The following is a 22,761-nucleotide window of genomic DNA, read 5'->3' on the forward strand; positions in this document are numbered from 1 at the left end:
CGGCAGCCGTACTTTTCATGCTTTGAAGCACGGAAAAATAGCCCGCTTGCGCAACCTCAAATCTTGTCTTGGCTAGCGCAAAGTCCGCTGGAAGCACCTGGCTGTTTGCAAATTATTGCTTTCAGCCGCCACCCTTGCCTGCCAGGGGTGGCCCGTGGCTACCAGCGCTGCATCCAGGTGGTTTGCCGGGGACCCCACGCAACCATTTTGGATAAATCCGCGCAATAATCGGCTAATACCGTACTCCAATTAGTCCCGGCCTGTATATTTCGAGGCCTCCACCTAGTTTGCTCGCCTATGCAATTTCCCCTGCCCGCCCCCGAAGCCGTAGTTCCCAATGCCTTGCTCGTGGAAGTAGCCTGGGAGGTCTGCAACCAAGTGGGTGGTATCTACACTGTTATCCGCTCCAAAGTACCGGCCACCGTAGAGGGCTGGGGCGAAAGGTACTGCCTGCTGGGCCCTTACTTTCCGCAAGCGGCTCAGGCTGAGTTCGAGCCCCTCTCCGAAACGCAGCTCGCCGCCGCCTACACCGATCCAATAGCCCGGGCCGTCCGGCACTTGCGGCAGCAGGGAGTAGAGGTGCACTACGGCCATTGGCTGGTTACGGGCAAGCCGCGCGTGGTACTCATTTCGCCGTTTCAGGCTTATCATCAGCTGAATCAAATCAAAGCTGACTTGTGGGCCCACCACGGTATTCCGTCCCAGGACCAGGACGACCTGCTGCACCAGGTCACTGCCTTCGGCCACCTGGCCAAGCTGTTTGTGCAGGAACTGGAAAAGGAAGTGGCTGAAACCGGCCAGCAGGTTATCGGCCATTTTCACGAATGGATGGTGGGCTCAGCCATTCCGGCGCTGCGCCGCGAGCAAACCAAGGCGCACTTGGTATTTACCACCCACGCCACGCTGCTGGGCCGCTACCTGGCCATGAACGACCCCAATTTCTACGACCACCTGCTGTATGTAGACTGGGAGCGGGAAGCCCGGCATTTCAACATTGAAACGGCTGTGCGCATGGAGCGCGCCGCGGCCCACGGGGCACACGTATTCACTACCGTCTCCGAGCTGACGGTGCGCGAGTGCATGTACCTGCTCGACCGCATCCCCGATGCCGTGCTGCCCAACGGGCTGAACATCGAGCGGTTTGTGGCGCTGCACGAGTTTCAGAACCTGCACCAGCAGTACAAGGCCAAGATTCACGAATTCGTGATGGCGCATTTCTTCCAGAGCTATTCATTCAACCTGGACGAAACGCTGTACCTCTTTACCTCGGGCCGCTACGAGTACCATAACAAGGGCTTCGATCTAACCCTGGAAGCCATGGCACGGCTGAATTACCGCATCCAGCAAAGCGGACTGGCGGGCCAGGTGGTGCTGTTCATCATCACCAAGCGCCCTTACCACAGCATCAACCCCGACGTGCTGCACAGCCGGGCCATGCTGGATGAAGTGCGCGAAACCTGCCGCGCCATTGAGCAGCAGGTGGGCGAGCGGCTGTTTTACCAAGCAGCCGCCAGCGCCGATTACCAGATGCCCAACCTCTCCGACCTCACCGACGACTACTGGAAGCTGCGCTACCGCCGCACCTTGCAGAGCTGGAAAACGTCGCGGCTGCCTCCAGTTGTCACTCACAACCTCGTCGACGACAAAAACGACGAAATCCTGGACTTCGTGCGCCGCGCCAACTTGGTAAACAACCGCCACGACCGCGTCAAAATCGTGTATCACCCGGACTTTGTGTCCCCTACTTCGCCGCTGTTTGGCATGGAGTACGGGCAGTTTGTGCGCGGCTGCCACATCGGGGTGTTTCCCAGCTATTACGAGCCCTGGGGCTACACCCCGCTGGAGTGCGTGGCCCGCGGTGTGCCGGCCATCACCTCCGACCTATCCGGTTTCGGCGACTACGTGCAGCAGCACGTGCCCGACCACGAGCAGAAGGGCATTTTTGTGGTGCAGCGCAAAGAGCGCAGCTTCGACGAGGCTGCTGAAGAGCTGACCGACATGCTCTGGCGCTTCGTGATGCAGACCCGCCGCGAGCGAATCATGCAGCGCAACCAAGTGGAAAGCTCTTCCGAGCAGTTCGACTGGCGCCAGCTGCGCGTGTACTATGACAAAGCCTACGAGCTGGCGCTGGAACGGCAGTAATCGGCTCAGCCAACCAAAACGCCCGGCGAAATCGTCGGGCGTTTTGGTTGGCTAAAGATGGCGCGCGGGTGGCTCAGGCTCACAGCAGCAATACGCAGTCGATGTCGTAAGCCTCCATTAGCAAGGAGGGCTACCTTGCCGCTTCGCGCACGGTTAGGGCGCTGCTAGACACCCCCACGAATACTTCTCGTCTGGCAAGAGTATGCCTGGATGTAAGTAGCTATTCAGAAGTCAAAATTTCTGACATACTACCGGCTGCATCTATCGGAAAAGGCTCTTGGAACCTGCATCTTTGCTTGGTGCGAACCCGCTCCTTTTGCCTCTTTTCCGTTCTATTACTTTCGCTTGGCGCTACTGCCAACGAGTTCTGGCTGCAGCCCGTGCGCTTCACGGTGGCACCCGGCACCCGTCTGCACGTAGGCCGTTGGGTGGGTCAGAATTTTACCGGCGAGCGGTGGCCTGGTCGCGGTGCCCGCCTGGAGCAACTGCGCCACTACCAGCCCGGCGGCCTTGTCACCGACCTGACTCAGGAAGCCCGTCAAAGCGACTCTCTCCACACCGTAGTCACCTTTCAGCAGCCGGGCACCCACCTGCTGGCGTTTGAAACCAACAACGCGGCCATTACCCTGTCGGGCCAGGAATTCACAGCCTACCTGCGCAAGGAGAGCCTCGCCCACATCGAGCAGTTGCGCGCCCGGCGTAAACAAACTGATAAGCCCGCGCGTGAGTTGTACCGCCGCTGCGCCAAGACGCTGGTGCAGGCTGGCCCGGCCCAACCCGCCGATACCACGTGGCGGCAGCCTGTGGGGCACCCGCTGGAAATCCTCCTCGAACAAAACCCGTATACGCTTCGCCTTGGCGCTTCCCTCACCGCGCGCGTCTTCGTCGATGGCCAGCCAGCCCCCTACCAGACCGTGCAGGCGTGGCTGCGCCCAACTTCGGACGGACCGGCCCAACATTTTACCTTGCGCACCAACAACAACGGCCGATTCCTGTTACGCCTTACACAACCTGCCGCTGTATTACTCAGCTCGGTGCGTATGGTACCCCATTCTGTACCGGCTGAGGCAGACTGGCAAAGCACTTGGGCCACACTTACATTTGCTTTTCCGGGCCGCTGATTCTTGCAGAGCTTCGCCTTAATGCCGAATTTGCAGTAAATTCGACATTGTTTTTTTTACTACCTTCGCAACACCCACGTACTACCGAAGACGTCCCGTATGAAGTACTCCATCGATAAAAAAGAGACCTACACGATAATCACGATTGACGAGAAGAAGCTCGACACCACCGTAGCTCCCGATCTGAAATCGGAATTCGTGAAGCTCAACGCCGAAGGCATCAACAACCTGATCCTCGACCTGCAGAACGTGAAGTATACTGATTCGTCGGGGCTTAGCTCAATCCTGATTGCCAACCGGCTCTGCAATTCGACGGGCGGCTTGCTGGTACTTACCGGCCTGCAAGACCACGTGATGAAGCTCATCACTATCTCGAAGCTGGAATCGGTGTTGCACATTCTGCCCACCGTGGAAGAAGGTATCGACCGTATTTTCCTGCACGCCATCGAGCGTGACCTGACCAACAAGGAATAGCTTGCTCGATTTTTGATTACAGGTTGTCAGTTGTCGGTTCGTGGAAACTGACAATTGACAACCTTCTTCTTTTTGCGCGGCCCCATTGGCTCCGCCTGCTTAACCCCTAACGGGCCTTTTTCTTGGAGTTTGAGCTTACCATACTCGGCAGCGCATCGGCCACTCCGATGCTGGGACGGCACCACACGGCGCAAGTCCTCACTGTGGGCCGCGAGCCATACCTGATTGATTGCGGCGAGGCTACCCAGGAGCGCCTCATGGAACACCGCATCCGGTTTGGGCGCATCAACCGCATCTTTATTTCGCACCTGCACGGCGACCATTTTTTTGGTCTCTTCGGCCTGCTGGGCACCCTGCACCTGCAGGGCCGCACCGAGCCGCTGCAATTGTTCGGCCCGGCCGGGCTCGATGAAATCCTGACCACGCAGCTGCGCTGCTCCGGTACGCCGCTTTCCTTTGACGTGGATTTTACGCCCGTCGACACCACCAAGCACGCCTTAATTTACGAAGACGCGCAGGTGCAGGTATCCACGCTGCCCATGCGCCACCGCATTCCGTGCTGCGGCTACCTGTTCCGAGAGCAGCCGCGCCGCCGGCGCCTGATCAAAGACCAGCTGCCCGCCAATCTGACGCCCGAGCAGCTTCAAGCGCTTACTCGGGGCGAAGACCTCCGCGACGAGGCCGGCCACGTCTGGCTGCGTCACACCGACGTCACTACCTCGCCCGCCCCGCCCCGCGCCTACGCCTACTGCTCCGATTCAGTCTACCTCGAAAGTCTCGCTGACCTAGTTCGCGGCGTAGACCTGCTCTACCACGAGTCGACGTTTCTGCACGAGATGCTTGACCGGGCCCAGCAAACCGGGCATTCTACGGCCCGTCAAGCGGGCCAGTTTGCACGGCTCGCCGAAGTCAAGCAGCTCCTTATCGGGCACTTCTCTTCGCGCTACCGCGACTTGCAGCCGCTGCTTGCCGAAGCCCAGCGCGAGTTCCAGCCCGTACAATTGGCCACCGAGGGCCTGACCGTAACACTGTAATGCCGCAACGCGGGGTGGTACCGCCGGTGCCAGAAAAATTGCGTCGGGGAGTAGTCTAGCGCCCAGCCACACGCGGTGGTTCGTTTGACAGAAGTGCGTCCCGCTGAGCTTGTCGGACCGGAGGACAACAGATGGAGTAGGACGCCGTGAAGGCTAGGCCTCGTCTGCTTTTAACTGACTGGTTATCAAGAACGGAAGACCCTGGCACTTGCCGCGTGCCACTCCGCACTACTTACATTAATTTGCTGCTATGTTCAGCGCCGTTACCTCTTCGTTTGCTCACAAGAAGCAACAGCTATACCTCGTTCTAAGCGCCATTTTCATTGTAAATGCGCTGCTGGCTGAAATCATCGGGGTCAAAATCTTTCACGCCAACGGCCTGCTCGGCCTGCCCGAAACCGTGCCCGGCGACCTAACCGCCGGGGTACTCATCTGGCCCGTGGTTTTTGTGACGACCGATATTCTGAACGAGTACTTCGGCCCGAAAGGCGTGCTGCGCGTGAGCTTGCTCACGGCGGCTCTTATCCTCTATGCCTTCGCCGTCATCTATGCCACTACGTCGCTACCGCCGGCAGCTTTTTGGCTCGAAGTCAACAAGGAAGTGGCCCCCGATTTCAACATCGATGTGGCTTACAAAAGCATTTTTCGCCAAGGCGGCAACATCATTATCGGCTCCATTGCGGCCTTCATCATTGGGCAGATTCTCGACGCGACGGTTTTTCAAGCCCTGCGCCGCATTACGCGTAACCGCATGGTGTGGCTGCGGGCCACCGGCTCCACGCTGGTCTCGCAGCTAGTGGACTCGTTTGTGGTGCTATTCGTGGCGTTCTACATCTTCGGCAACTGGAGCTTTCAGCAGGTACTAATGGTAGCCAACACCAACTACTGGTATAAATTCGCGGCGGCTATCCTACTCACGCCGGTGCTCTACCTCGCCCACGGGCTGATTGACCGGTATTTGGGCAAGGAAGAAGCCGTGGAGTTGCAGCAGGAAGCGGTAGAGAATGTGAGTGTGTAGATTTCTATTACCTTACCTCGTCTGTACCAATACTCATATGATGAAAAAATTACTCTTTTCCGTCCTCTTAGCTGGCACGCTGCCCATCTGGGCTCACGCCCAAGTTTCCCCGGCCGTGCCAGGTACGTATCGACTGAAAGATGGTACTTCCGGTGAAGGCAAAATCTCTATTGACTACGGTACTGGTCAGCTGCTGGTGAAACAGGGCAAGGAGAAGTTTACTCTTACACCAACCCAAGTAGACCGTGTGCGCATGATGGGCACTGTACTCAAGCCCGTTAGTGACTTCACCATGAAGCTGAGGCATGGCAAGGAGTCCGTTGACATAAGGGAAGCCTTTGCCATACAAATGGATACGGGTCGGGTAGAGTTGCTGACCTATTCCTATCAGAGGCCACCGCGCCTCAGCGCCTCAACGCAAGACCGGATACCCCATAGATCATTCTTGTTGCGCACAGTTACCGGCGCGCCCACGCCGGTAACTGTGCGCGATGAAAGCAACATGGTTCATGACGGTAATTTTGACGAAGAGGATAAACAAACCCTGCTACGCGTGTTCAACAACGACGCGGAGCTAACTCAACTGTTCGCCTCGAAGAAACTTAACGGCAAGACTTTTCCCGATTTCGTGCGCGCCTACAACCGACGTAAAAGCTAGGCTGTTGCGCGCCAACTACTCTCGTACATGTCCCGTATCCTCACCGGCATTCAGAGCACCGGCCGCCCGCACTTAGGCAACCTGCTCGGCGCCATCCTACCCGCCATTGAGCTGTCGAAAAGCAGCAACAATGAATCGTTGCTGTTTATCGCCGATCTGCACTCGCTCACCACCGTACGCGACGCCGACACGCTGCGTCAAAACACCTACGCCGTAGCGGCCGCGTGGCTGGCCTGCGGCTTCGATACGGAGAAGAATCTGTTTTACCGCCAGTCCGATGTGCCGCAGGTAACGGAGCTGACGTGGTACCTCTCGTGCTTTACGCCGTACCCGATGCTGGCCAACGCGCACTCGTTCAAGGACAAGTCGAACCGGCTGTCGGACGTGAATGCCGGACTTTTCACCTACCCAGTACTCATGGCCGCCGACATTCTGCTCTATGATGCGGAGTTCGTGCCGGTGGGCAAAGACCAGATTCAGCACCTGGAAATCACCCGCGACATTGCTTCGGCTTTCAACAACCGCTACGGTGAAACCTTCGTGCTGCCGCAGGCCCGCGTGGACGAGCAGCTCATGACCGTGCCCGGCCTTGATGGGCAGAAGATGAGCAAGTCGTACGGCAACATCATCGATATTTTCCTCGACGATAAAGCGCTGCTCAAGAACATCCGCAGCATCGTGTCGGATAGCACGCCGCTGGAGGCCCCCAAAAACCCGGATACCGATACCACTTTCAAGCTGTACTCGCTGCTGGCTACGCCGGAGCAGACGGCCGAGATGCGCGAGCGGTACCTGACTGGCGGCTACGGCTACGGCCATGCCAAAACGGCGCTATACGAGCTCATCCTGCAGCGTTTCGGGGCCGAGCGAGAGCAGTTCAACCACTACATGAACAACCTTAAGGAAGTGGACGAGCGTCTGGCCGAAGGGGCCCGCAAAGCCCAGGCCTACGGCACCACGGTGCTGAACAAGGTGCGCGAAAAAGTGGGCTACCTGAAGCGGTAAAGCCGCTCAACCTCCGCTGCAATTTCTACAATAGCTGTCATCCTGACGAAGGCACCGAAGGAAGGCATAAGCCAAGGACCTTACCACGCTGGAACGAGTCGTTATGACGATTGTCGTTCTGCGGTGGTAAGGTCCTTCGCGTTGCGTGCTTCAGATAACGGACGGATGGCGGGCGCTTAGTAGATCAGCCCGTCGTAGCCTTGGTGGCGCTGCTCGTTGCGGAAGTTGAACCCGACTTTGCTGCCGCGGCTCACCTGTTGGTTTTCTACCTTCTGCTTGACGGTAATCTTCTGGATATCCTGGATGGATGGAGCGATGAGGTCGTTATTGACTGCCGCAATCATGGCGCTTTCCACGTACAAGCGCATGGCGTCGTGGTTGATGACATTGTGCTCCATGTCGTTTTCGGGCATGTCGAGCTGTTTGGCGCCTTCGATGTAGTAGTGGTTTTCGATGTTCACCAGCAGCCGACCTACTAAGTAGCCGGGGTCATTCATGCGCTGATACTTAATGGAGTCAGCCATGAAGTTGTAAGCCATGATGTGCCCGAAGAAGCGGCGGCGGAAATCGTCGTTGACGTAGCTCGTGTTGAACAGCGGGAAGTCATCGGGGAAAGTGATGATGTTTGAGTGCATCACAAACACGAGCAAATCACCCGAAAACCGGATGTGAAATTCAAACTCGTTGACCGGCCGGTATTCGATGGCTACGCTGGCATCGACCGTAGAGATGCGGCGCGTGAGTTCCAACACCAGTTCCTGCGTTACGGTGCGCAAGCAGTCAAAAGCCGCCTGGGTATTGCGAAAAATCGCCTGCTTGGCGGTTGATTTCTGGCGCAGTCCTTCAAAAATGATGTCGAGTTTGTCCTCAATGGGCTCGGGCACGTATTCGGCCTGCGCGGTCGGCTGAGCCACTTCCGGTGCCTGTTCGGCCGCCGGGCTGGCGTCGTTGGTAATGGCCGGTGACGGGGCCTGCGCCGCTTGCTCGGGATGTTGACCAGCAGGCTTTTCGTTGAATTCGGCGGAGGGCGTCACATTTTCGAGTTCTTCGGGCATAGGCATGCGGCAGAGCGCCGTTTAAGTTGAATCGGGGACCAACCCGGCAGCGGCCGTGCCAGATCGGTAAATCAATGGTACGAAGCTTTAGTTGGCCGGGGTTTAATTTTAGCCCAAACCCTGTCCGCCGTGGCTGAATTCCCCCGAATGTTCGCCCAAATGAGGCGGGGACTTAAGCGCCGCGGCTCGCGGCCACTGAGGGCTTTCAAAGGCAACCGTGCGCAGCCCCGCGTGCGGAAACTCGGCGGTTGGCGGCAGCAGCATGGCGGCAGCGCTTGGCTGCTGCAAGGCCTCGCCGGCGGTGCGCACGGCTCCGGCGGGCACGGCCCGGCGCTCCAGTTCCGCCAGCAGTTGCTGGCCACTGACTTCGCCAATGCGCTGCCGCAGCAGCTCTTCCAGCGCCGCGCGGTGCTGCACCCGAGCGCCATTGGACTTGAAACGCTCTTCCATAGCCCACTCAGCTCGCTGTAGCACCGTGCACAGATCCTGAAACTGACGGTCGGAGCCTACGGCCAGAATCAACTTCACATCGTCGGCGGCTTGGTACACCGTGCCGTACGGCACGATGCTGGGATGGCCCGAGCCCAACGGCTGCGGATCGTGACCGGTGACGAGGTAAGTGCTGCCTTGATTGGCCAGCGACGCCAGGCCGGCTTCCCACAACGACACCTGCACCAAGGCTCCTTCACCGGTCCGCTCGCGGCGGTACAATGCTGTGAGAAGTCCTTCCTTTAGCTGATGCGCGGCCAGTAGGTCCATGAGGGCTACTGGCATCTTGAGCGGCTCGTGGCCGGGCGGGCCATTCAGGTGCATAAAGCCCGCTTCGGCCTGCACCACGGCATCGTAGCCAGCACGGGGCTCTTGGGGGCCGTAGCCGGTAATCTGCCCGTAGAGCAGGCGCGGGTTCAGCCCGTGCAGCGTGGTGTAGTCCACGCGCAGTCTTTCGGCGTCGCCGGGCTTATAGCTGGCCAGCACCACATCGGCCTGACGGGCTAGCCTGTGTACAGTGGCCAGCCCATCGGCGGTGCGCAGGTCTATCACCACCGAGTGCTTGCCCCAGTTGGCGCTGGCGAAATAGGCCGAAACATCAGTATCTGCCAACTCAGCAGCCGTTTTCCAGGTGCGCGTGACGTCGCCGGCCGGCGGCTCTATTTTCAGCACTTCGGCGCCGAGCTCGGCAAAAAACTGCCCGACTTGTGGGCCGGCCAAGACGCTGGCCAGTTCCAGCACGCGCAGGCCGTGCAGGGGTAGCGCCTCAGCGGAAGAAGGAGTTGACGACACGAGAAAAAGCTATGACTTGGGCGAAGTAAGCACGTAGCGGCTTAAGGAAGCTTTCTTCCTTACTTTACGGCCATGACCCACGCCATTCAAACCGGTCTGCTCGCCTATGGCATGTCGGGCCAGGTATTCCAGGCTCCCTTCGTGGCCGCCCACGCCGGCTTTCAGCTGCGCGCCGTAGTGGAGCGCAGCCGCAAACAAGCCCAGCAGCGCTACCCCGATATCATCAGCTACGACTCAGTGGAGGCCCTGCTGGCCGATGAAGCCATCGAGCTGGTCATCGTAAACACGCCCAACGACTCGCACGTGACACTGGCGCGCCAAGCCCTGCAGGCCGGTAAGCACGTGCTGCTGGAAAAGCCCGTGGCGACCAGCGTGGCCGAGGCCGAGGCGCTGTGGCAACTGGCCCGGCAGATGAACCGCCACCTCTTCGCCTACCAAAACCGCCGCTGGGACTCTGACTTTCAGCTGGTGCAGCAGGTAGTGAAGAGTGGCCAGTTGGGCCACTTGGCTGAAGTCACCTTCCGCTTCGACCGCTACAAAATGCCGCTGCACCACAAGCTCTTCAAGGAGCAGCCCGACACACCCGGCAGCGGCCTGCTGTTCGATCTGGGCCCGCATATTCTGGATCAGGCCTTGAGTTTGTTTGGCCATCCACAGCGCGTCCGTCGCACGCTGGGCCGCTTCCGCCCTGGCTCCCAGGTCGATGATTATTTTCAGCTTCAGCTGCTTTATCCGCACGGCCCGCTGGTCACGCTCGTGTCGGGGCTTACCATCGCGCAGCCATTGCCAGCCTATGTGCTGCACGGCACGCAAGGCAGCTTCCAGAAATCGAGAGCCGATGTGCAGGAAACCCAGCTGCAGGAAGGCCTTACACCGCTGGACCCCGCGTATGGGCTGGAGCCGACAGATCAGGCAGGCATATTGACGCTGGTGGCTGCTGATAGCCAGAAAACCCAGCAGCTGCTGCCTGCGCCCAAAGGCGACTACATGCAGTTGTTCAATGCAGTGCACGCCTCCTTACGCAGTGGTGTCCCCTACCCCATTACGGCCGAGCAAATCAGCTGGCAGATGCGGGTTCTGACACAGCCGGATGAGTGGTGGGATATGGCATAAGGCCCCGCCCTACTGCCGGCGCGCCAACTGCACTATGTCTTGTACCTCCAATACCGGCTTCCCATACCCGTGCTTGGCAGCGTTGATCATCGCCTGCCCCATTTCTTTCAGCGTCGACACGTAGGCCGGCGTCAGCTTACGCATCAAGGGGTATAGCCAATTGATGTATTTATAGGCGGGCAATGCATTTTTCAGGCCGGGCGTGGGCAACATAAACCCTGGCCGGAACATGTAAGCGCGGCGAAACGGCAGCCGCAGCAGCGCATTCTCGGTACGGCCTTTCACGCGGGCCCACATCTGCCAGCCCTGCTCGGTGCCGTCGGTGCCGGCACCCGAGACGTAACAGAAGGTCATCTGCGGATTGAGCCGGACCAGCGCCTGGGCAAAGCCAAGTGTCAGATCGTAGGTCAGGCGGGCGTACTCTGGCTCCTTCATGCCCACCGACGAGACGCCCAGGCAGAAAAAGCAAGCGTCGTAGCCGGCTAGTTCTTGTTCAATGGCCGCCAACTGCTGAAAATCAGGCAGCAGCATCTCTTTCAGTTTAAGGTGGCTCACGCCGGTGGGCTTGCGCGTCACCACCAGTACTTGCTTGATGTCGGCATCGAGTAGGCATTCGTGCAGCACGCCTTCGCCTACCATGCCGGTAGCGCCGGTTACGATTACGTTCATAGTTGGAAGTGCAGGAAATAGCTCAGTTTACTGGGCTGACGTACGGCGGCAGCTTATACTTTAGGCCGACCACTAATACTTCGGTCGGTTCCCGCTGGCCTACGCACGTCCTCGTGGCTGGCTGCCCAAGCAAGCTTGAACAGGACATATTCTTCGAATGATATTCCCCAACGAACCATCCCTCGGCCGCACCTGTTGATTTCGCGTATCTTTAGCCGGAATACGCTGCATTTGCTGACCAGGAACCCAAGGTCAGCCATCATTTACTCAATTTGCTGAACCCTTGACGTTCGACGATTTTCAACTGCACCCCGACGTACACGACGGGGTGCTGGGCATGGGCTATACCAAGCCCTCCCCCGTGCAAGAACAAGCCATTCCGTTGGCTTTAGCCGGTAAAGACCTAATTGCCTGCGCCCAGACCGGCACCGGCAAAACCGCCGCTTACCTGCTGCCCGTGCTCGACTTCATCGCCTACGAGCGGCCTGCGCACACCACTGCCCTCATCCTGTGCCCCACGCGCGAGCTGGCCAAACAGATTGACGAGCAGGTGGAAGGTTTTGGTTACCACGTAGGTGCCTCGTCCATCGCCATTTACGGCGGCGGCAAAAGCGACATTTGGGAGCAGCAGAAGCGCGCCCTTACCCAGGGTGCTGACATCATCATCGCCACGCCGGGCCGCCTGATTGCGCACATGCAACTGGGCTACGTGAAGCTCGATCAGATCGACTTCCTCATTCTTGACGAGGCCGACAAGATGCTGGACATGGGCTTTTCGGACGACATCATTCAGATTGTCAACCAGCTGCCTACCAAGCGCCAGACCCTGCTCTTCTCGGCGACGATGCCGAACAAAATCCGTGAGTTTTCGAAGAAGATTCTGCACGAACCCGAGGAAATCCGCCTGGCCGTGTCGAAGCCGGCCGAAAACATCAACCAGCAGATGTATATGGTGTACGACACCATGAAGCTGGCTTTGCTGGAGCACCTCATCGGCGAGCTGGACGTGCAGAGCATGATTCTGTTTACCTCGCGCAAGATGAACGTGGGCCCCATCGAGCGCGCCCTGCGCAAGAAAGGCCTGAACGTGCGCGGCATTACCTCCGACCGCACCCAAGAGGAGCGCGAGCAAGTGATGCGCGACTTCAAGAACAAGCAGTTCCAGATCCTCGTCGCCACCGACGTGATGAGCCGGGGCATTGACGTGAGCGAGCTGAGCCACGTGGTGAACTTCGACCTCCCGCGCGACGCCGAGGACTATGTGCACCGCATCGGCCGTACGGCCCGCGCCGGCACCTCCGGCATGGCCATAACCTTCGTTTCCGACCACGACCAGGACGCGGTGGTGAAGATCGAGAAGCTCATCGAGCGGGAGCTGGAGAAAAAGCCGACGCCGGAAGAAATAGGTCCGTCGCCGGAATTCGACCCGCGTAAATACCGGGGCCGCGGCCCCTCGCACCCCGGCAAGCCCGCTGGCCGAGGTGGTAAAGTCGGTGGTGGGCGGAGTGCCCGCCCCGAACGCCCCGCTAGCCCGGCGCCCGTAGCTGCTGTCCCAGCCGCAGAGGGCGCAGTAACTGCCGAAACCGAGGAGCAAAAGCGCCGCAAGAAGCGCCGCAAGCCGCGGCCTCAAGGCGCCACGGAAGCAGGTGCTAGCCCAGAAGTGGCCGTAGCTTCAGGTGATGTATCGGGTGCGGAAGCAGTACCGGCCGCCGAAGGCGCTACTGGCGAAGCTGCCAAGCGCCGCCGCAAGCGGGGCGGGCGCAACCGCAGCGGCCGAGGGCCACAACCGGAAGGCAGCGAAGTTCGCGCGGAAGCCTCCAACATAGTAGAATAACAAGAAACCCTGCCGCTAAGTCGGCAGGGTTTTTTTATTGATTTTTAGTTTAATACACGCTCTCATATATAAATTATAACATATATAGTTGGCATAAGCTCCCGCCCGATGGAACTAGCTTACTTGTACTTATCGTCTATTATCTTCTAAATTGCCATCTTTTCCGCAACCCTGTTGCCTATGCCGATTACCGCGACCAGCTCTGACATCCTGCAGCACCTGCGCCGCGGAACCCATGCCCAACACGAAGCTCTGGAGCAGAATGAATTCAACCAAGCGTTGAGTGCGGGCACCGTTACGATAGCCGCTACCAAGCGCTTCTTAGGCAAGCTGTACGGCTTTTTGCGGCCCTACGAAGCGCAGCTGCATCGGCATGCGCCAGACTTTGCCCCGGCCTGGCAACTTGAAAAGCGCTACCGCGCCCACCTGATCGAGGCTGATTTGCCCCAGGCATCGGCGCTGCCGCTGTGCCAAGCCATGCCTCCCCTGCAGACCCGTTCCCAGCTACTGGGTGCCCTGTACGTAATGGAGGGCTCCACGCTAGGTGGCCAACTTATCACGCGGCAGCTGGCCAAGGCGGGCATTGACGCTCGCACCTACTTCACCGGCTACGGCGACCAAACCGGGGCCATGTGGAAAGCATTCTGCCAGCTACTCGCAGCCGAAGCCACCGAAGAAAACCAGGCCGACATCGTAGCTTCCGCCACTCTGACCTTTCAACTCCTGCACGCATGGATCGAGCAACCGTAGTTTACTCCGACGAGGCGCTGCTGAACGCGCCCGTCACGCTCACCAACTGCGACCGGGAACCCATTCATATTCCGGGCTCGGTGCAGCCCTACGGTTTTTTGCTCTGCCTCGACGAGAAGACGTTCCGTGTGGTGCACGCCAGCAGCAATACCGTTGAGCTCATCGGTATCGAGGCGGAGGACTTGCTTGGTCAAAGCCTTAACCGGCTGTTCAGCTCCACTCAACTGGCCGAGCTGCAGCCGGTGTACCCTACGCTAACGGCAGCCACCAAACTGCTGGGCGTACGCCTCAGCGAAGTAGCGGGCCAACCCTTCTATAAGCTCATCCTGCACCGTCACGACGGTTTGCTGTGGCTGGAGTTTGAGCCCGTAGAGGAAACCGGCGCCAGCGTGCTCGACCTGCCTTCGCTGAACGTGGCCTTGGGCCAGATGCTCGGGGCCAACTCAATGCCGGAGTTCTGCCAGTACGCTGTGGAGCAGATGCGCGACATCACCGGCTTCGACCGGGTGGTTATGTACCGCTTCGCCGAGGACGCTAGCGGGGAAGTAGTGGCCGAAGCCAAACGTGAGGACCTGGAGCCTTTTTTGGGCTTGCATTACCCGGCCACAGATATTCCGCCGCAAGCCCGGGCCCTGTACCTGAAAAACTGGCTGCGCTTCATCCCCGATGTTTCGTACCTGCCGGCGCCGCTGGTGCCGGTACTGCACCCCACCGCCCAGCGCCCGCCCGATATGACCTACGCGGTGCTGCGCAGCGTGTCGCCCATCCACTTGGAGTACCTGCGCAATATGGGCGTGGCGGCCACCATGACGGTTTCCATTATCGTGCAGGACAAGCTGTGGGGGCTGATTACCTGCCACCACATTACGCCGCGCCTGGTGAGCTACGAGCTGCGCGAGCTGTGCTTGTTTATCGGCAAAACGTTTTCGGCCCTGCTGCCCAGCAAACAGCAGCGCGACGACTATGCTTACCAGCTGCACATTCGGGAAACGCAGGCGCACCTGTTTGAACAGATTGGCCGCAACGCCAATTTTATGAACGGCCTATACCAAGGCCAGCCCACGGTGATGGACGTCATCGACTGCGGCGGCGCGGCCATTTGTTTCGGGGGCGAAATCATCACGCTGGGCACTACCCCGACCAAGCCCCAGATCCAGGAACTGGTGCAGTGGCTGCAGGCCAATGTGCAGCAGGACGTGTTTCACACCACCTCCTACGCCAAACACAATCCGGCCGGGGTAGCCATCCGCGGCACCAGCAGCGGCATCGTCGCCATTTCGTTGTCGCAGGAACCCGGCGACTACCTGATCTGGTTTCGGCCCGAAGTGGTACAGACGGTAACCTGGGCCGGCAAGTCGCAGAAGGCGGAGGTAATGAAAGACGGAGAATTACACCTCTCCCCGCGGCAGTCGTTTGAGGCCTGGAGCCAGCTGGTTGAAAATACCTCGGCTCCTTGGCGAGCCATGGAAATCGAAGCGGCCGAAGAAATTCGCCTGCATTTGTCCGACATCCGCCTGAAGATTTTCAACGAGCTGCAGGCCCGGGCAGCTAGTCTTAGTCGGCTGAACATCGAGCTGGAGCGCAGCAACGACGAGCTGGATTCTTTCGCGTACGTGGCCTCCCACGACCTCAAAGAGCCCCTACGCGGTATACACAACTATTCCGTCTTCTTGCTAGAGGACTACGCCGAACAGCTCGACGCCGACGGCGTGAACAAACTGCAAACCCTGGTGCGCCTGAGCCAGCGCATGGAGTCGCTCATCGAGTCGCTGCTGCAGCTCTCCCGCGTGGGCCGCTTGGAGCTGTTGGTGGAACAAACCGACCTAGGCGAGGTACTGGAAGAAGTGACGGATTTGTTGCAGCCGCGCTTCGAGCAGATGCAAACCAGGGTCACCTTAGCCGAACCGCTGCCCAGTATCCGCTGCGATAAGGTGCGCATCCGGGAGGTGTTGATGAACCTGCTCACCAACGCCATGCGTTACAACGATAAACCGGAACGGCTGATAACCGTGGGCACGGCCGCTGATGGAATAACCGGCCCGCGCGGTTCCAACCACAAAACGCACTATATCTTCTATGTGCGTGACAATGGCATCGGTATCGACCCCAAACACCACGACACCATTTTCAAAATCTTCAAGCGCTTGCACACCCAAGATAAGTACGGTGGAGGTACGGGCGCGGGACTTGCCATTGCCAAGAAAATGATTGAGCGCCACGACGGCGAAATGTGGGTTGATTCCGCGCCGGGCAATGGAGCTAGTTTTTATTTTTCCGTTTCAAAGCAACTCTAAGTGACAGCCTTACCCCTCAAACCCATCCTTGTGGTGGAAGACAGCGTCGAGGATTTTACCGCCCTGGGCCGCGCGTTTCGCAAAAACGCGCTACCCAATCCTGTACTCCGCTGCGAAGATGGTGACCAAGCCTTAGAGTACTTGCAAGGCTACGGCAAGCGGCCGGGCTGGCCGCAGCTACCCGCTTTTGTCCTGCTCGATCTTAACCTGCCCGGTACCGACGGGCGCACGGTGCTGGGCATCCTTAAGCAGGACCCGCAGCTGCGCTCGATTCCGGTTATTATTTTCAGCACCTCTACCAACGCCCGCGACATAGAGGACTGCTACCGCCTGGGAGCCAACAGCTACCTGACCAAGCCCATTGAGTACGCTACGTTGGAAGAAAAAACCCGGCTGCTCATGCATTACTGGCTGGCCACCTCCGAATTACCATCTGCGGGCTAGTGGCTGCGGGGGGCGTAAAAAAGATCTTACTCGTTGACGATAACGAGCACGACCGGATGCTGTACAAGCGCTTCCTGCGCAAGCACGTGGCGCCCGATTTGTTTATGGTCGTGGAGGCATCGTCGGGAGCGGAAGGCCTTGCTTTGTTTCAGGCAGAGCGGCCCGACTGCGTGCTGCTGGACTACAACCTACTTGATACCAACGGCCTGGAAATCTTGGCCGACCTGCAGCGGCTGGCCCCGCTGGACACGCTGTGCGTGGTAATGATTACCGGCGGTGGCAGCGAACAACTGGCCGTGCGTGCCCTCAACGAAGGTGCCCTGGATTATCTTGTCAAGCAGCAATTCGACCATGAGCTGCTTTGCAAAACGGTGCTGCATGCCATTGAGAAAAACGAGTGGCGCCAGCACGTGAGTCAGCACAATGCTCAGCTGCAGGCCATCAATAAGCAGCTGCTCGATTCGCTGGCCGAGCTGACCAAAACCCGGCAGCAGGTGCAGCAAACCAATGCCCAGCTGCTTTCGGCCAACGAAGCCATTAAGGCCAGAAACCAAGCGCTGACCACTGCCAATCAGCAGCTAGCCCGCACCAATGCCGACCTGGACAACTTCGTGTACGCGGCTTCCCACGATCTGCGCCAGCCCATCAACAACCTGCGCGGCCTTTTCGAGGAACTTCGCCGTACGGCTAGCTTCGATGATCCTGACGAAAGCTTGCTGCTGCGCCTCGTGGATGAGTCCCTGCTTGATTTGACGAGTACCATCGACGGGCTGGCCGCGGTGGTTCAGATAGAACGTCAGAACGGCGAGCAAGCTGCCGAGCTATTGTCGATGCAGGACGTCGCGGCTGAAGTGCTCCAGACCATTCGCCCCCAGCTACTGGAAGCGCAAGCCGAGCTGCAGACCGACTTTGCCGAGCTACCTGAGCTCTTGTACGTACGCAGCAACCTGCGCACCATCCTCTCTAACCTGCTCAGCAATGCCCTCAAGTACCGCCACCCCGACCGCCTCCTCCAGGTGAGCCTGCGCACGCGGGTAGCTGCCGGCCAGCCCGTGCTGGAAGTGGAAGACAACGGCTTGGGCATGGACCTGGAACGCTACAGTGCGGAGTTATTCCAACTGTTCCGCCGTTTCCATCCCCACGCCAGCGACGGTACGGGCGTCGGGTTGTTTCTGGTCAACCGCTTGGTGCAGGCCCACGGCGGCCGCATCGAGGTCGAAAGCCAAGAAGGCTGCGGCACCGTTTTTCGGCTGTACTTACGCTCTTAAGTTGCTGATTGTCGGACTTGTTCAGCACGCACCCCTCATTTACTTACGCACTTATCAAGCGTCGCTCCGCAAGCGGCGCTTTTTTGTTGTGATGACTGCGTGGAATGTTATTGGGAAGTTAGCCCAAAGTAACCGCAGCCTTCCGGCATCAGTAGAGGGTCGGGCCGAGGTGGCGCGGAGTGGCACGTGCCTGTTTGTACAATTCTCTACGAACTGCTACTTGATTATCGGATCGAGGTCTTGGCCGCTTTCCGCAAACTCTTAGCCACTGCCTCCCTTAGCTCCTCGGCCAACGAACTCTGCCGGGTGCGCAAGCGCAGCCGATTGGCGAGTAGAGCGACAAAGAGAAAGTATCCACCAAAACTGATTCGCTGCATAAGTCCCGGCATACCTTCCGGCACCAGCAGCATCAGCCCGAACATCAGCAGAGGCAACCACGGCAGCCAGCGGGCTAGCCCAAGCCAAGGCGCATAAGTGCGCAAGGCCGGCGCCAGCGTCAGAGCACAGCCCAGCCAGCAGATGCCGCTGCCCAACGAGCCGATGGTGTGCAGCAAACTGAGCAGGCTTTGGCGGCGGTCCATGTCAACAGGGCACAGGCCGGCCAGGGCCATGAGCAAGCCGCTGGCCAGCAGCAAGCGAAAAGCCAAGGGTCGTTGCGGCAAGTAGCGGCGCAGCCCTTGGGCGCAGACCGCAATCAGCAGACCGGGTAGCAAGTAGCCCAGCACATTGAAGGCCCAGCGGTGCGGTGCATCCACGCTCCCTAGCTCGCTTACTGCCTTGGTCAGGTGACTATAGCCGTCGGAACGCAGGGCGGCGAAACTCAGGATAGCAACGATGCTCAGGACCGGGGCGGCCAGCCCGGCCCAGGCGCTCAGGCGCAGGGTACGGTGTTTCATGTGGCCAAACGTAGGTACCGCTGCCCCCGCCTCCTTTGACTTAGGTCAAAAAATCACGGGGCGCTGCGGATGCGGCTTAGCGTTTCGGCCGAGAGGCCCAGGTAGGCAGCCACCATGCCCAGCGGCAGGCGCCCCAGCAGCCTCCGGTGCGACTCGCAAAAGTGGGCGTAGCGGTCGGCCGCCGAGTTGAACTGCAGTGCCGCCAGCCGCTCTGACTGCCGCAGGTATTGCCCCGCCAGCGTGATGCGGCCAAACCGCTCCATTTCGGGAAACCGATCAAATAAATAGCCCAGGTCGGCCTGCGTAAGCGCGTAAACGGTGCTTGGCTCCAAGGCCTGCACGTAGGACTGGTCGGGCTGACCGGTCATAAAGCTGTAGGCCGCCGTCATCCAGTCGTGCTCCGCGGCGAAGAAATCGGTGATTTCGCGGCCATTTGTCAGGTAGTAGCTGCGCAGCAGTCCTTGTTGCACCCAATAAGTGCGCGTGCAGACGGCGCCAGCTTGGTGCAGCAGTTCCCCTTTCTCCACCTGCCGGGTGGCTACACGTCGCTGCAGTTCCAGCCGTAACCCATCCGACAATGTGGTGAGTTGCGCAACGTGGTCTAACAGGTCTTGCATAGTGGGACTGTTGTTTTGAAGCTGTCGAACAAAGGCGGGGATGAAACAGCGTCGGTGTTTACCAGGTCAATAACCACAACTCGGGGTACCGCATCAAGGCCGATGACTCCTCGAATAACGGACCGTGCAGCTCATAGGCCAAGGCACCAGAAGCGGGCATTTCGTGTCCGGTTTTCCCTTTGTACTGCGCGGTGGCCACGTAAGCCAGCCCCTCGTAATTCTGCAGTAGTTCAGCCCGCCCCGACAGAAACAGCAAGCGAGGGTGCCGCAATGTCCAGTAAAACTTATCCCGTCCCTGCGCAATGAGCCAGCTTCGGAAATACTCGAAACAATCATCGGAGCACCCACCATTGAGAGCGTACGCGGCTTCCCACAGGCGAGCATTGTAGCTTTTCTGCATGATGTAGTCCAGCGTGCGGTCGAAGCGCCGGAGCTGCACGGTATCCAGTAGTGCAAGTTCGTCGCCTAGGTTTTGTAGCTGCTCGTCATAATTGGCATAGCCATCCTGCCGCGCAGCTTCGATGAGGTGCCAGAAATCAGCCTCTGGCATCATCTCAGGATTGTGACCGGTTGCGAGGAAAGTCGGCCCTGAGTAGCGCGGGAAAGGCACAAACCGCTGCACAATAACCCGAAGCAGCAGGAGCCCGAGCAGCACGGTCAAAGCAGTGGTTAGCATCTTCTTCACAAGTACTTCTCTTGTCACCAGTCACCTCGAACCTTACCTCTGTATCGCGGAATTGATTACACCAGCTTAGAAACCATTACAGCAGCTGCCCTACCCCAAACAGCAGCACAAACAGCAGCGTGCTCATGGCCATTTGCTTAAGCAGTGGATCAAGCTGCATCGACTCTTGTCGCTTCCATACCTGCGCGCCGTTGAAGGCCAGCAGCGGCACGGCTCCCAGAAAAAGCCATTGCCAGGGCGAACGGTAATTCTGCAGCACGTACGCTACAGCAGCACCGAGGCCCAACAGAATCAGCGCCCAATGGTAGAGCCGCGCCGGGCGCGGGCCCAGGCGCACCGGCACGGTAATCTTGCCGGCCAGTTGATCGGAGCGCATATCGCGGATGTTGTTCACGTTTAGCACCGCCGCCGAAAAGCAGCCCAGGCTGACGGCCGGCAGCAGCACCTCGTAGGGCAGTTCACGAGTCTGGAGGAAATAGCTGCCGCACACGCCTACAAGGCCGAAGAAAAGAAACACCGATACGTCGCCGAGGCCGGCGTAGCCGTAGGGCCGGGCGCCGGCGGTGTAATTCACAGCCGCCCAAATGGCACCCAGACCTAGCAGCAGAAAGCCCATGAACAGCCATAGGCCCGAGGAGCCCAGCGCTACCCACAGCAGCCACAGCCCCGAAGCCAGGGAAGCCGCCCCAAAGACGACCATGCCCTGTTTCATCTGGCCGGCCGTAATGGCGCCGCTCTGCACGGCCCGCTGCGGCCCTTCGCGGTGCACGCTATCGGCACCATTCTGCGAGTCGCCGTAGTCGTTGGCGAGGTTGCTCAACACTTGAAGCAGCACCGTGGTAAGGGCCGCCAAGCCGATAACGGCTCCGTTGAACTGGCCGCGGCCAGCGGCCAGAAAGCCGCCCATGAAAATACTGGCCAGCGCTAGCGGTAACGTGCGCGGCCGAAAAGCAGAAACCCAAGCGCCGACGAGGCTTGGGTTTCGGGGAGTGAGGTCGGAAGAAGTCAAACCGAATCTGCTGGCAAAGCGCCTGCTCAAGCACCGCAGACGCAAATAGTAAACTTAGTTATCATATGCAGTAAACCAGTTTACTGCATCACTATTGAGGCAACTTCCTGCCCTATTTCATGATGGCCGCCAATAGCTCATCGTCCATTGGCTTTGTATCCGAAGGGTAAAAAGCCACTACCCGGCCCTGCTCGTCCACAAGGTACTTGCAGAAATTCCAGGTTGGCTTTTCGTCGGTGACGCCGTTTTTGTTTTTGTCGCCGAGGTACTGATAGAGGGGCGCGGTATCAGCGCCCTTTACCGACACTTTCGAGAAGAGCGGGAACGTCACGGCGTAGTTTTTCTCGCAGAAAGCCGCAATCTGCTCGTTGGAGCCTGGCTCTTGCCCGCCGAAGTTGTTGGCCGGAAAACCCAGCACCACCACCCGGTCGCCGTGCTTTTTGTGCAGTTCCTCCAGCTCCTTGTACTGAGGCGTATAGCCGCACTCCGAAGCTGTATTGACGATGAGCAGTTTTTTGCCTTTGTACTGACTTAGCGGCACGGGCTTGCCGTCGATGCTGGTCATCGTGAAATCATACACAGTGCTGCGGGCAGCGGTTTCAGAAGTAGCGGTTTCGGGCATAGCGTTGGGTTGGTTGGCGGTGGAGGTGGTCAGACCGCAGGCGGCCACTAGTACAGCAAGCGGGAGCAACAGCATGAATTTCATGGCAAACGGTGGTGAGGCCCGTCGGCGCCGGAGTATACCGGCACCGGCAGGGTTGGTTTGGCGCGGCGAGGTTAGTTTGGGTTAGGTGCGTGGCGGAGTCAGCCACTTTTCAACATCGGAGGGCTGCCAGGTATTCATCAGCGCCAGCAGCTCCTCAATGTTATCGGCGACCAGCAATTGACGGCGGTTTTCGGACCGCAGCAGGCCTTGCTGAGTCATGTGGTCAAGTAGGTCAATGAGCGCGTTGTAGAACCCGGCCACGTTCAGCAGGCCGATGGGCTTACGGTGCAGGCCCAGCTGGCCCCACGTGAGCACCTCAAACAACTCTTCCAAGGTACCGAATCCGCCGGGCATGGCAATGAAGCCCTCGGCCAGCTCGGCCATGCGCAGCTTGCGCTGGTGCATGTTGTCGACTACTTCCAGCTGCGTGAGGCCCAGGTGGGCTACTTCCTTCTGCTGCAGAAAGTAGGGAATGACGCCGATGGCCTGGCCGCCCGCGTCCATAGTAGCATCGGCCACGGCGCCCATCAGGCCCACGTTGCCGCCCCCGTATACTAGCGTAATGCCGCGTTGGGCAAAGGTTTTCCCCACCTCTGTGGCGTGCTGGCGGTACCGCTCATCCAAACCGGCGCTGGAGCCACAGTAGACTGCTATTGATTTCATGATGCTATAAGGCAGAACGCAGCCG

At 59.0% G+C, this 22,761-nt stretch carries 22 protein-coding genes; 13 read left to right on the plus strand and 9 right to left on the minus strand.

Annotation, left to right across the window (positions count from 1 at the left end; genetic code table 11):
- The first annotated feature begins 297 nt into the window (after window positions 1–297).
- The 7 genes from AC5FXY_RS14425 to trpS all read left to right on the plus strand — a co-directional run bounded on the left by AC5FXY_RS14425 (window position 298) and on the right by trpS (window position 7,452).
- Entirely contained in the window at window positions 298–2,142 is a 1,845-nt protein-coding gene (locus AC5FXY_RS14425) for a glycosyltransferase (RefSeq protein WP_493557397.1), read from the plus strand.
- Window positions 2,143–2,441: 299 nt separating this feature from the next.
- Window positions 2,442–3,263, plus strand: coding sequence for a DUF4198 domain-containing protein (locus AC5FXY_RS14430; RefSeq protein ID WP_493557398.1), 822 nt, complete (start codon window positions 2,442–2,444; stop codon window positions 3,261–3,263).
- A gap of 99 nt (window positions 3,264–3,362) precedes the next feature.
- A complete protein-coding gene (locus AC5FXY_RS14435) occupies window positions 3,363–3,737 on the plus strand; it encodes an STAS domain-containing protein (RefSeq protein WP_493557399.1) in 375 nt (124 codons plus the stop codon).
- Between the two features lie 122 nt (window positions 3,738–3,859).
- A complete protein-coding gene (locus AC5FXY_RS14440) occupies window positions 3,860–4,771 on the plus strand; it encodes a ribonuclease Z (RefSeq protein ID WP_493557400.1) in 912 nt (303 codons plus the stop codon).
- 250 nt (window positions 4,772–5,021) lie between these two features.
- Window positions 5,022–5,789, plus strand: coding sequence for a queuosine precursor transporter (locus AC5FXY_RS14445; RefSeq protein WP_493557401.1), 768 nt, complete (start codon window positions 5,022–5,024; stop codon window positions 5,787–5,789).
- Between the two features lie 37 nt (window positions 5,790–5,826).
- Window positions 5,827–6,447: a hypothetical protein gene (locus tag AC5FXY_RS14450; RefSeq protein ID WP_493557402.1), complete on the plus strand. Its 621-nt coding sequence runs from the start codon at window positions 5,827–5,829 to the stop codon at window positions 6,445–6,447.
- A 27-nt stretch (window positions 6,448–6,474) separates the two neighbouring features.
- The gene (gene trpS, locus AC5FXY_RS14455; protein WP_493557403.1) at window positions 6,475–7,452 is read left to right on the plus strand and encodes a tryptophan--tRNA ligase; all 978 of its coding nucleotides are present in this window, start codon (window positions 6,475–6,477) and stop codon (window positions 7,450–7,452) included.
- A gap of 176 nt (window positions 7,453–7,628) precedes the next feature.
- On the opposite strand, the gene AC5FXY_RS14460 is transcribed toward trpS, so the two are convergent.
- Window positions 7,629–8,507: a hypothetical protein gene (locus tag AC5FXY_RS14460; RefSeq protein ID WP_493557404.1), complete on the minus strand. Its 879-nt coding sequence runs from the start codon at window positions 8,505–8,507 to the stop codon at window positions 7,629–7,631.
- A gap of 108 nt (window positions 8,508–8,615) precedes the next feature.
- Complete coding sequence (locus tag AC5FXY_RS14465; protein ID WP_493557405.1) at window positions 8,616–9,788, minus strand: CaiB/BaiF CoA transferase family protein; 1,173 nt, start codon at window positions 9,786–9,788, stop codon at window positions 8,616–8,618.
- Between the two features lie 72 nt (window positions 9,789–9,860).
- Here AC5FXY_RS14465 and AC5FXY_RS14470 point away from each other — a divergent pair, with 72 nt between their 5' ends.
- Window positions 9,861–10,901, plus strand: a complete 1,041-nt coding sequence (locus AC5FXY_RS14470) for a Gfo/Idh/MocA family oxidoreductase (protein WP_493557406.1) — start codon at window positions 9,861–9,863, stop codon at window positions 10,899–10,901.
- 9 nt (window positions 10,902–10,910) lie between these two features.
- On the opposite strand, the gene AC5FXY_RS14475 is transcribed toward AC5FXY_RS14470, so the two are convergent.
- Window positions 10,911–11,570, minus strand: coding sequence for an NAD-dependent epimerase/dehydratase family protein (locus AC5FXY_RS14475; protein ID WP_493557407.1), 660 nt, complete (start codon window positions 11,568–11,570; stop codon window positions 10,911–10,913).
- Between the two features lie 283 nt (window positions 11,571–11,853).
- On the opposite strand from AC5FXY_RS14475, the gene AC5FXY_RS14480 reads away from it, so the two are divergent.
- The 5 genes from AC5FXY_RS14480 to AC5FXY_RS14500 all read left to right on the plus strand — a co-directional run bounded on the left by AC5FXY_RS14480 (window position 11,854) and on the right by AC5FXY_RS14500 (window position 18,160).
- Window positions 11,854–13,404: a DEAD/DEAH box helicase gene (locus AC5FXY_RS14480; RefSeq protein ID WP_493557408.1), complete on the plus strand. Its 1,551-nt coding sequence runs from the start codon at window positions 11,854–11,856 to the stop codon at window positions 13,402–13,404.
- A 180-nt stretch (window positions 13,405–13,584) separates the two neighbouring features.
- Entirely contained in the window at window positions 13,585–14,154 is a 570-nt protein-coding gene (locus tag AC5FXY_RS14485) for a biliverdin-producing heme oxygenase (protein WP_493557409.1), read from the plus strand.
- Window positions 14,136–16,448 carry an ATP-binding protein gene (locus AC5FXY_RS14490; RefSeq protein ID WP_493557410.1) on the plus strand — a complete coding sequence of 771 codons (2,313 nt, stop codon included), beginning with the start codon at window positions 14,136–14,138 and terminating at the stop codon, window positions 16,446–16,448. Before AC5FXY_RS14485 ends, AC5FXY_RS14490 begins: the two co-directional genes overlap by 19 nt.
- Window positions 16,449–16,892 carry a response regulator gene (locus tag AC5FXY_RS14495; protein ID WP_493557411.1) on the plus strand — a complete coding sequence of 148 codons (444 nt, stop codon included), beginning with the start codon at window positions 16,449–16,451 and terminating at the stop codon, window positions 16,890–16,892. It abuts the gene before it with no gap.
- Window positions 16,892–18,160: a sensor histidine kinase gene (locus AC5FXY_RS14500; RefSeq protein WP_493557412.1), complete on the plus strand. Its 1,269-nt coding sequence runs from the start codon at window positions 16,892–16,894 to the stop codon at window positions 18,158–18,160. Before AC5FXY_RS14495 ends, AC5FXY_RS14500 begins: the two co-directional genes overlap by 1 nt.
- Window positions 18,161–18,384: 224 nt before the next feature.
- On the opposite strand, the gene AC5FXY_RS14505 is transcribed toward AC5FXY_RS14500, so the two are convergent.
- The 6 genes from AC5FXY_RS14505 to AC5FXY_RS14530 all read right to left on the minus strand — a co-directional run bounded on the left by AC5FXY_RS14505 (window position 18,385) and on the right by AC5FXY_RS14530 (window position 22,736).
- Window positions 18,385–19,056, minus strand: coding sequence for a DUF998 domain-containing protein (locus AC5FXY_RS14505; protein WP_493557413.1), 672 nt, complete (start codon window positions 19,054–19,056; stop codon window positions 18,385–18,387).
- A gap of 53 nt (window positions 19,057–19,109) precedes the next feature.
- A complete protein-coding gene (locus AC5FXY_RS14510) occupies window positions 19,110–19,673 on the minus strand; it encodes a Crp/Fnr family transcriptional regulator (protein ID WP_493557414.1) in 564 nt (187 codons plus the stop codon).
- A gap of 58 nt (window positions 19,674–19,731) precedes the next feature.
- Window positions 19,732–20,328, minus strand: a complete 597-nt coding sequence (locus tag AC5FXY_RS14515; RefSeq protein WP_493557415.1) for a DUF4240 domain-containing protein — start codon at window positions 20,326–20,328, stop codon at window positions 19,732–19,734.
- 106 nt (window positions 20,329–20,434) lie between these two features.
- A complete protein-coding gene (locus AC5FXY_RS14520; protein WP_493557416.1) occupies window positions 20,435–21,367 on the minus strand; it encodes a 1,4-dihydroxy-2-naphthoate polyprenyltransferase in 933 nt (310 codons plus the stop codon).
- Between the two features lie 112 nt (window positions 21,368–21,479).
- A complete protein-coding gene (locus AC5FXY_RS14525) occupies window positions 21,480–22,073 on the minus strand; it encodes a glutathione peroxidase (protein ID WP_493557417.1) in 594 nt (197 codons plus the stop codon).
- A gap of 81 nt (window positions 22,074–22,154) precedes the next feature.
- Entirely contained in the window at window positions 22,155–22,736 is a 582-nt protein-coding gene (locus AC5FXY_RS14530; RefSeq protein ID WP_493557418.1) for an LOG family protein, read from the minus strand.
- Window positions 22,737–22,761 lie beyond the last annotated feature (25 nt).

This window comes from Hymenobacter sp. FMD4, assembly GCF_058932745.1.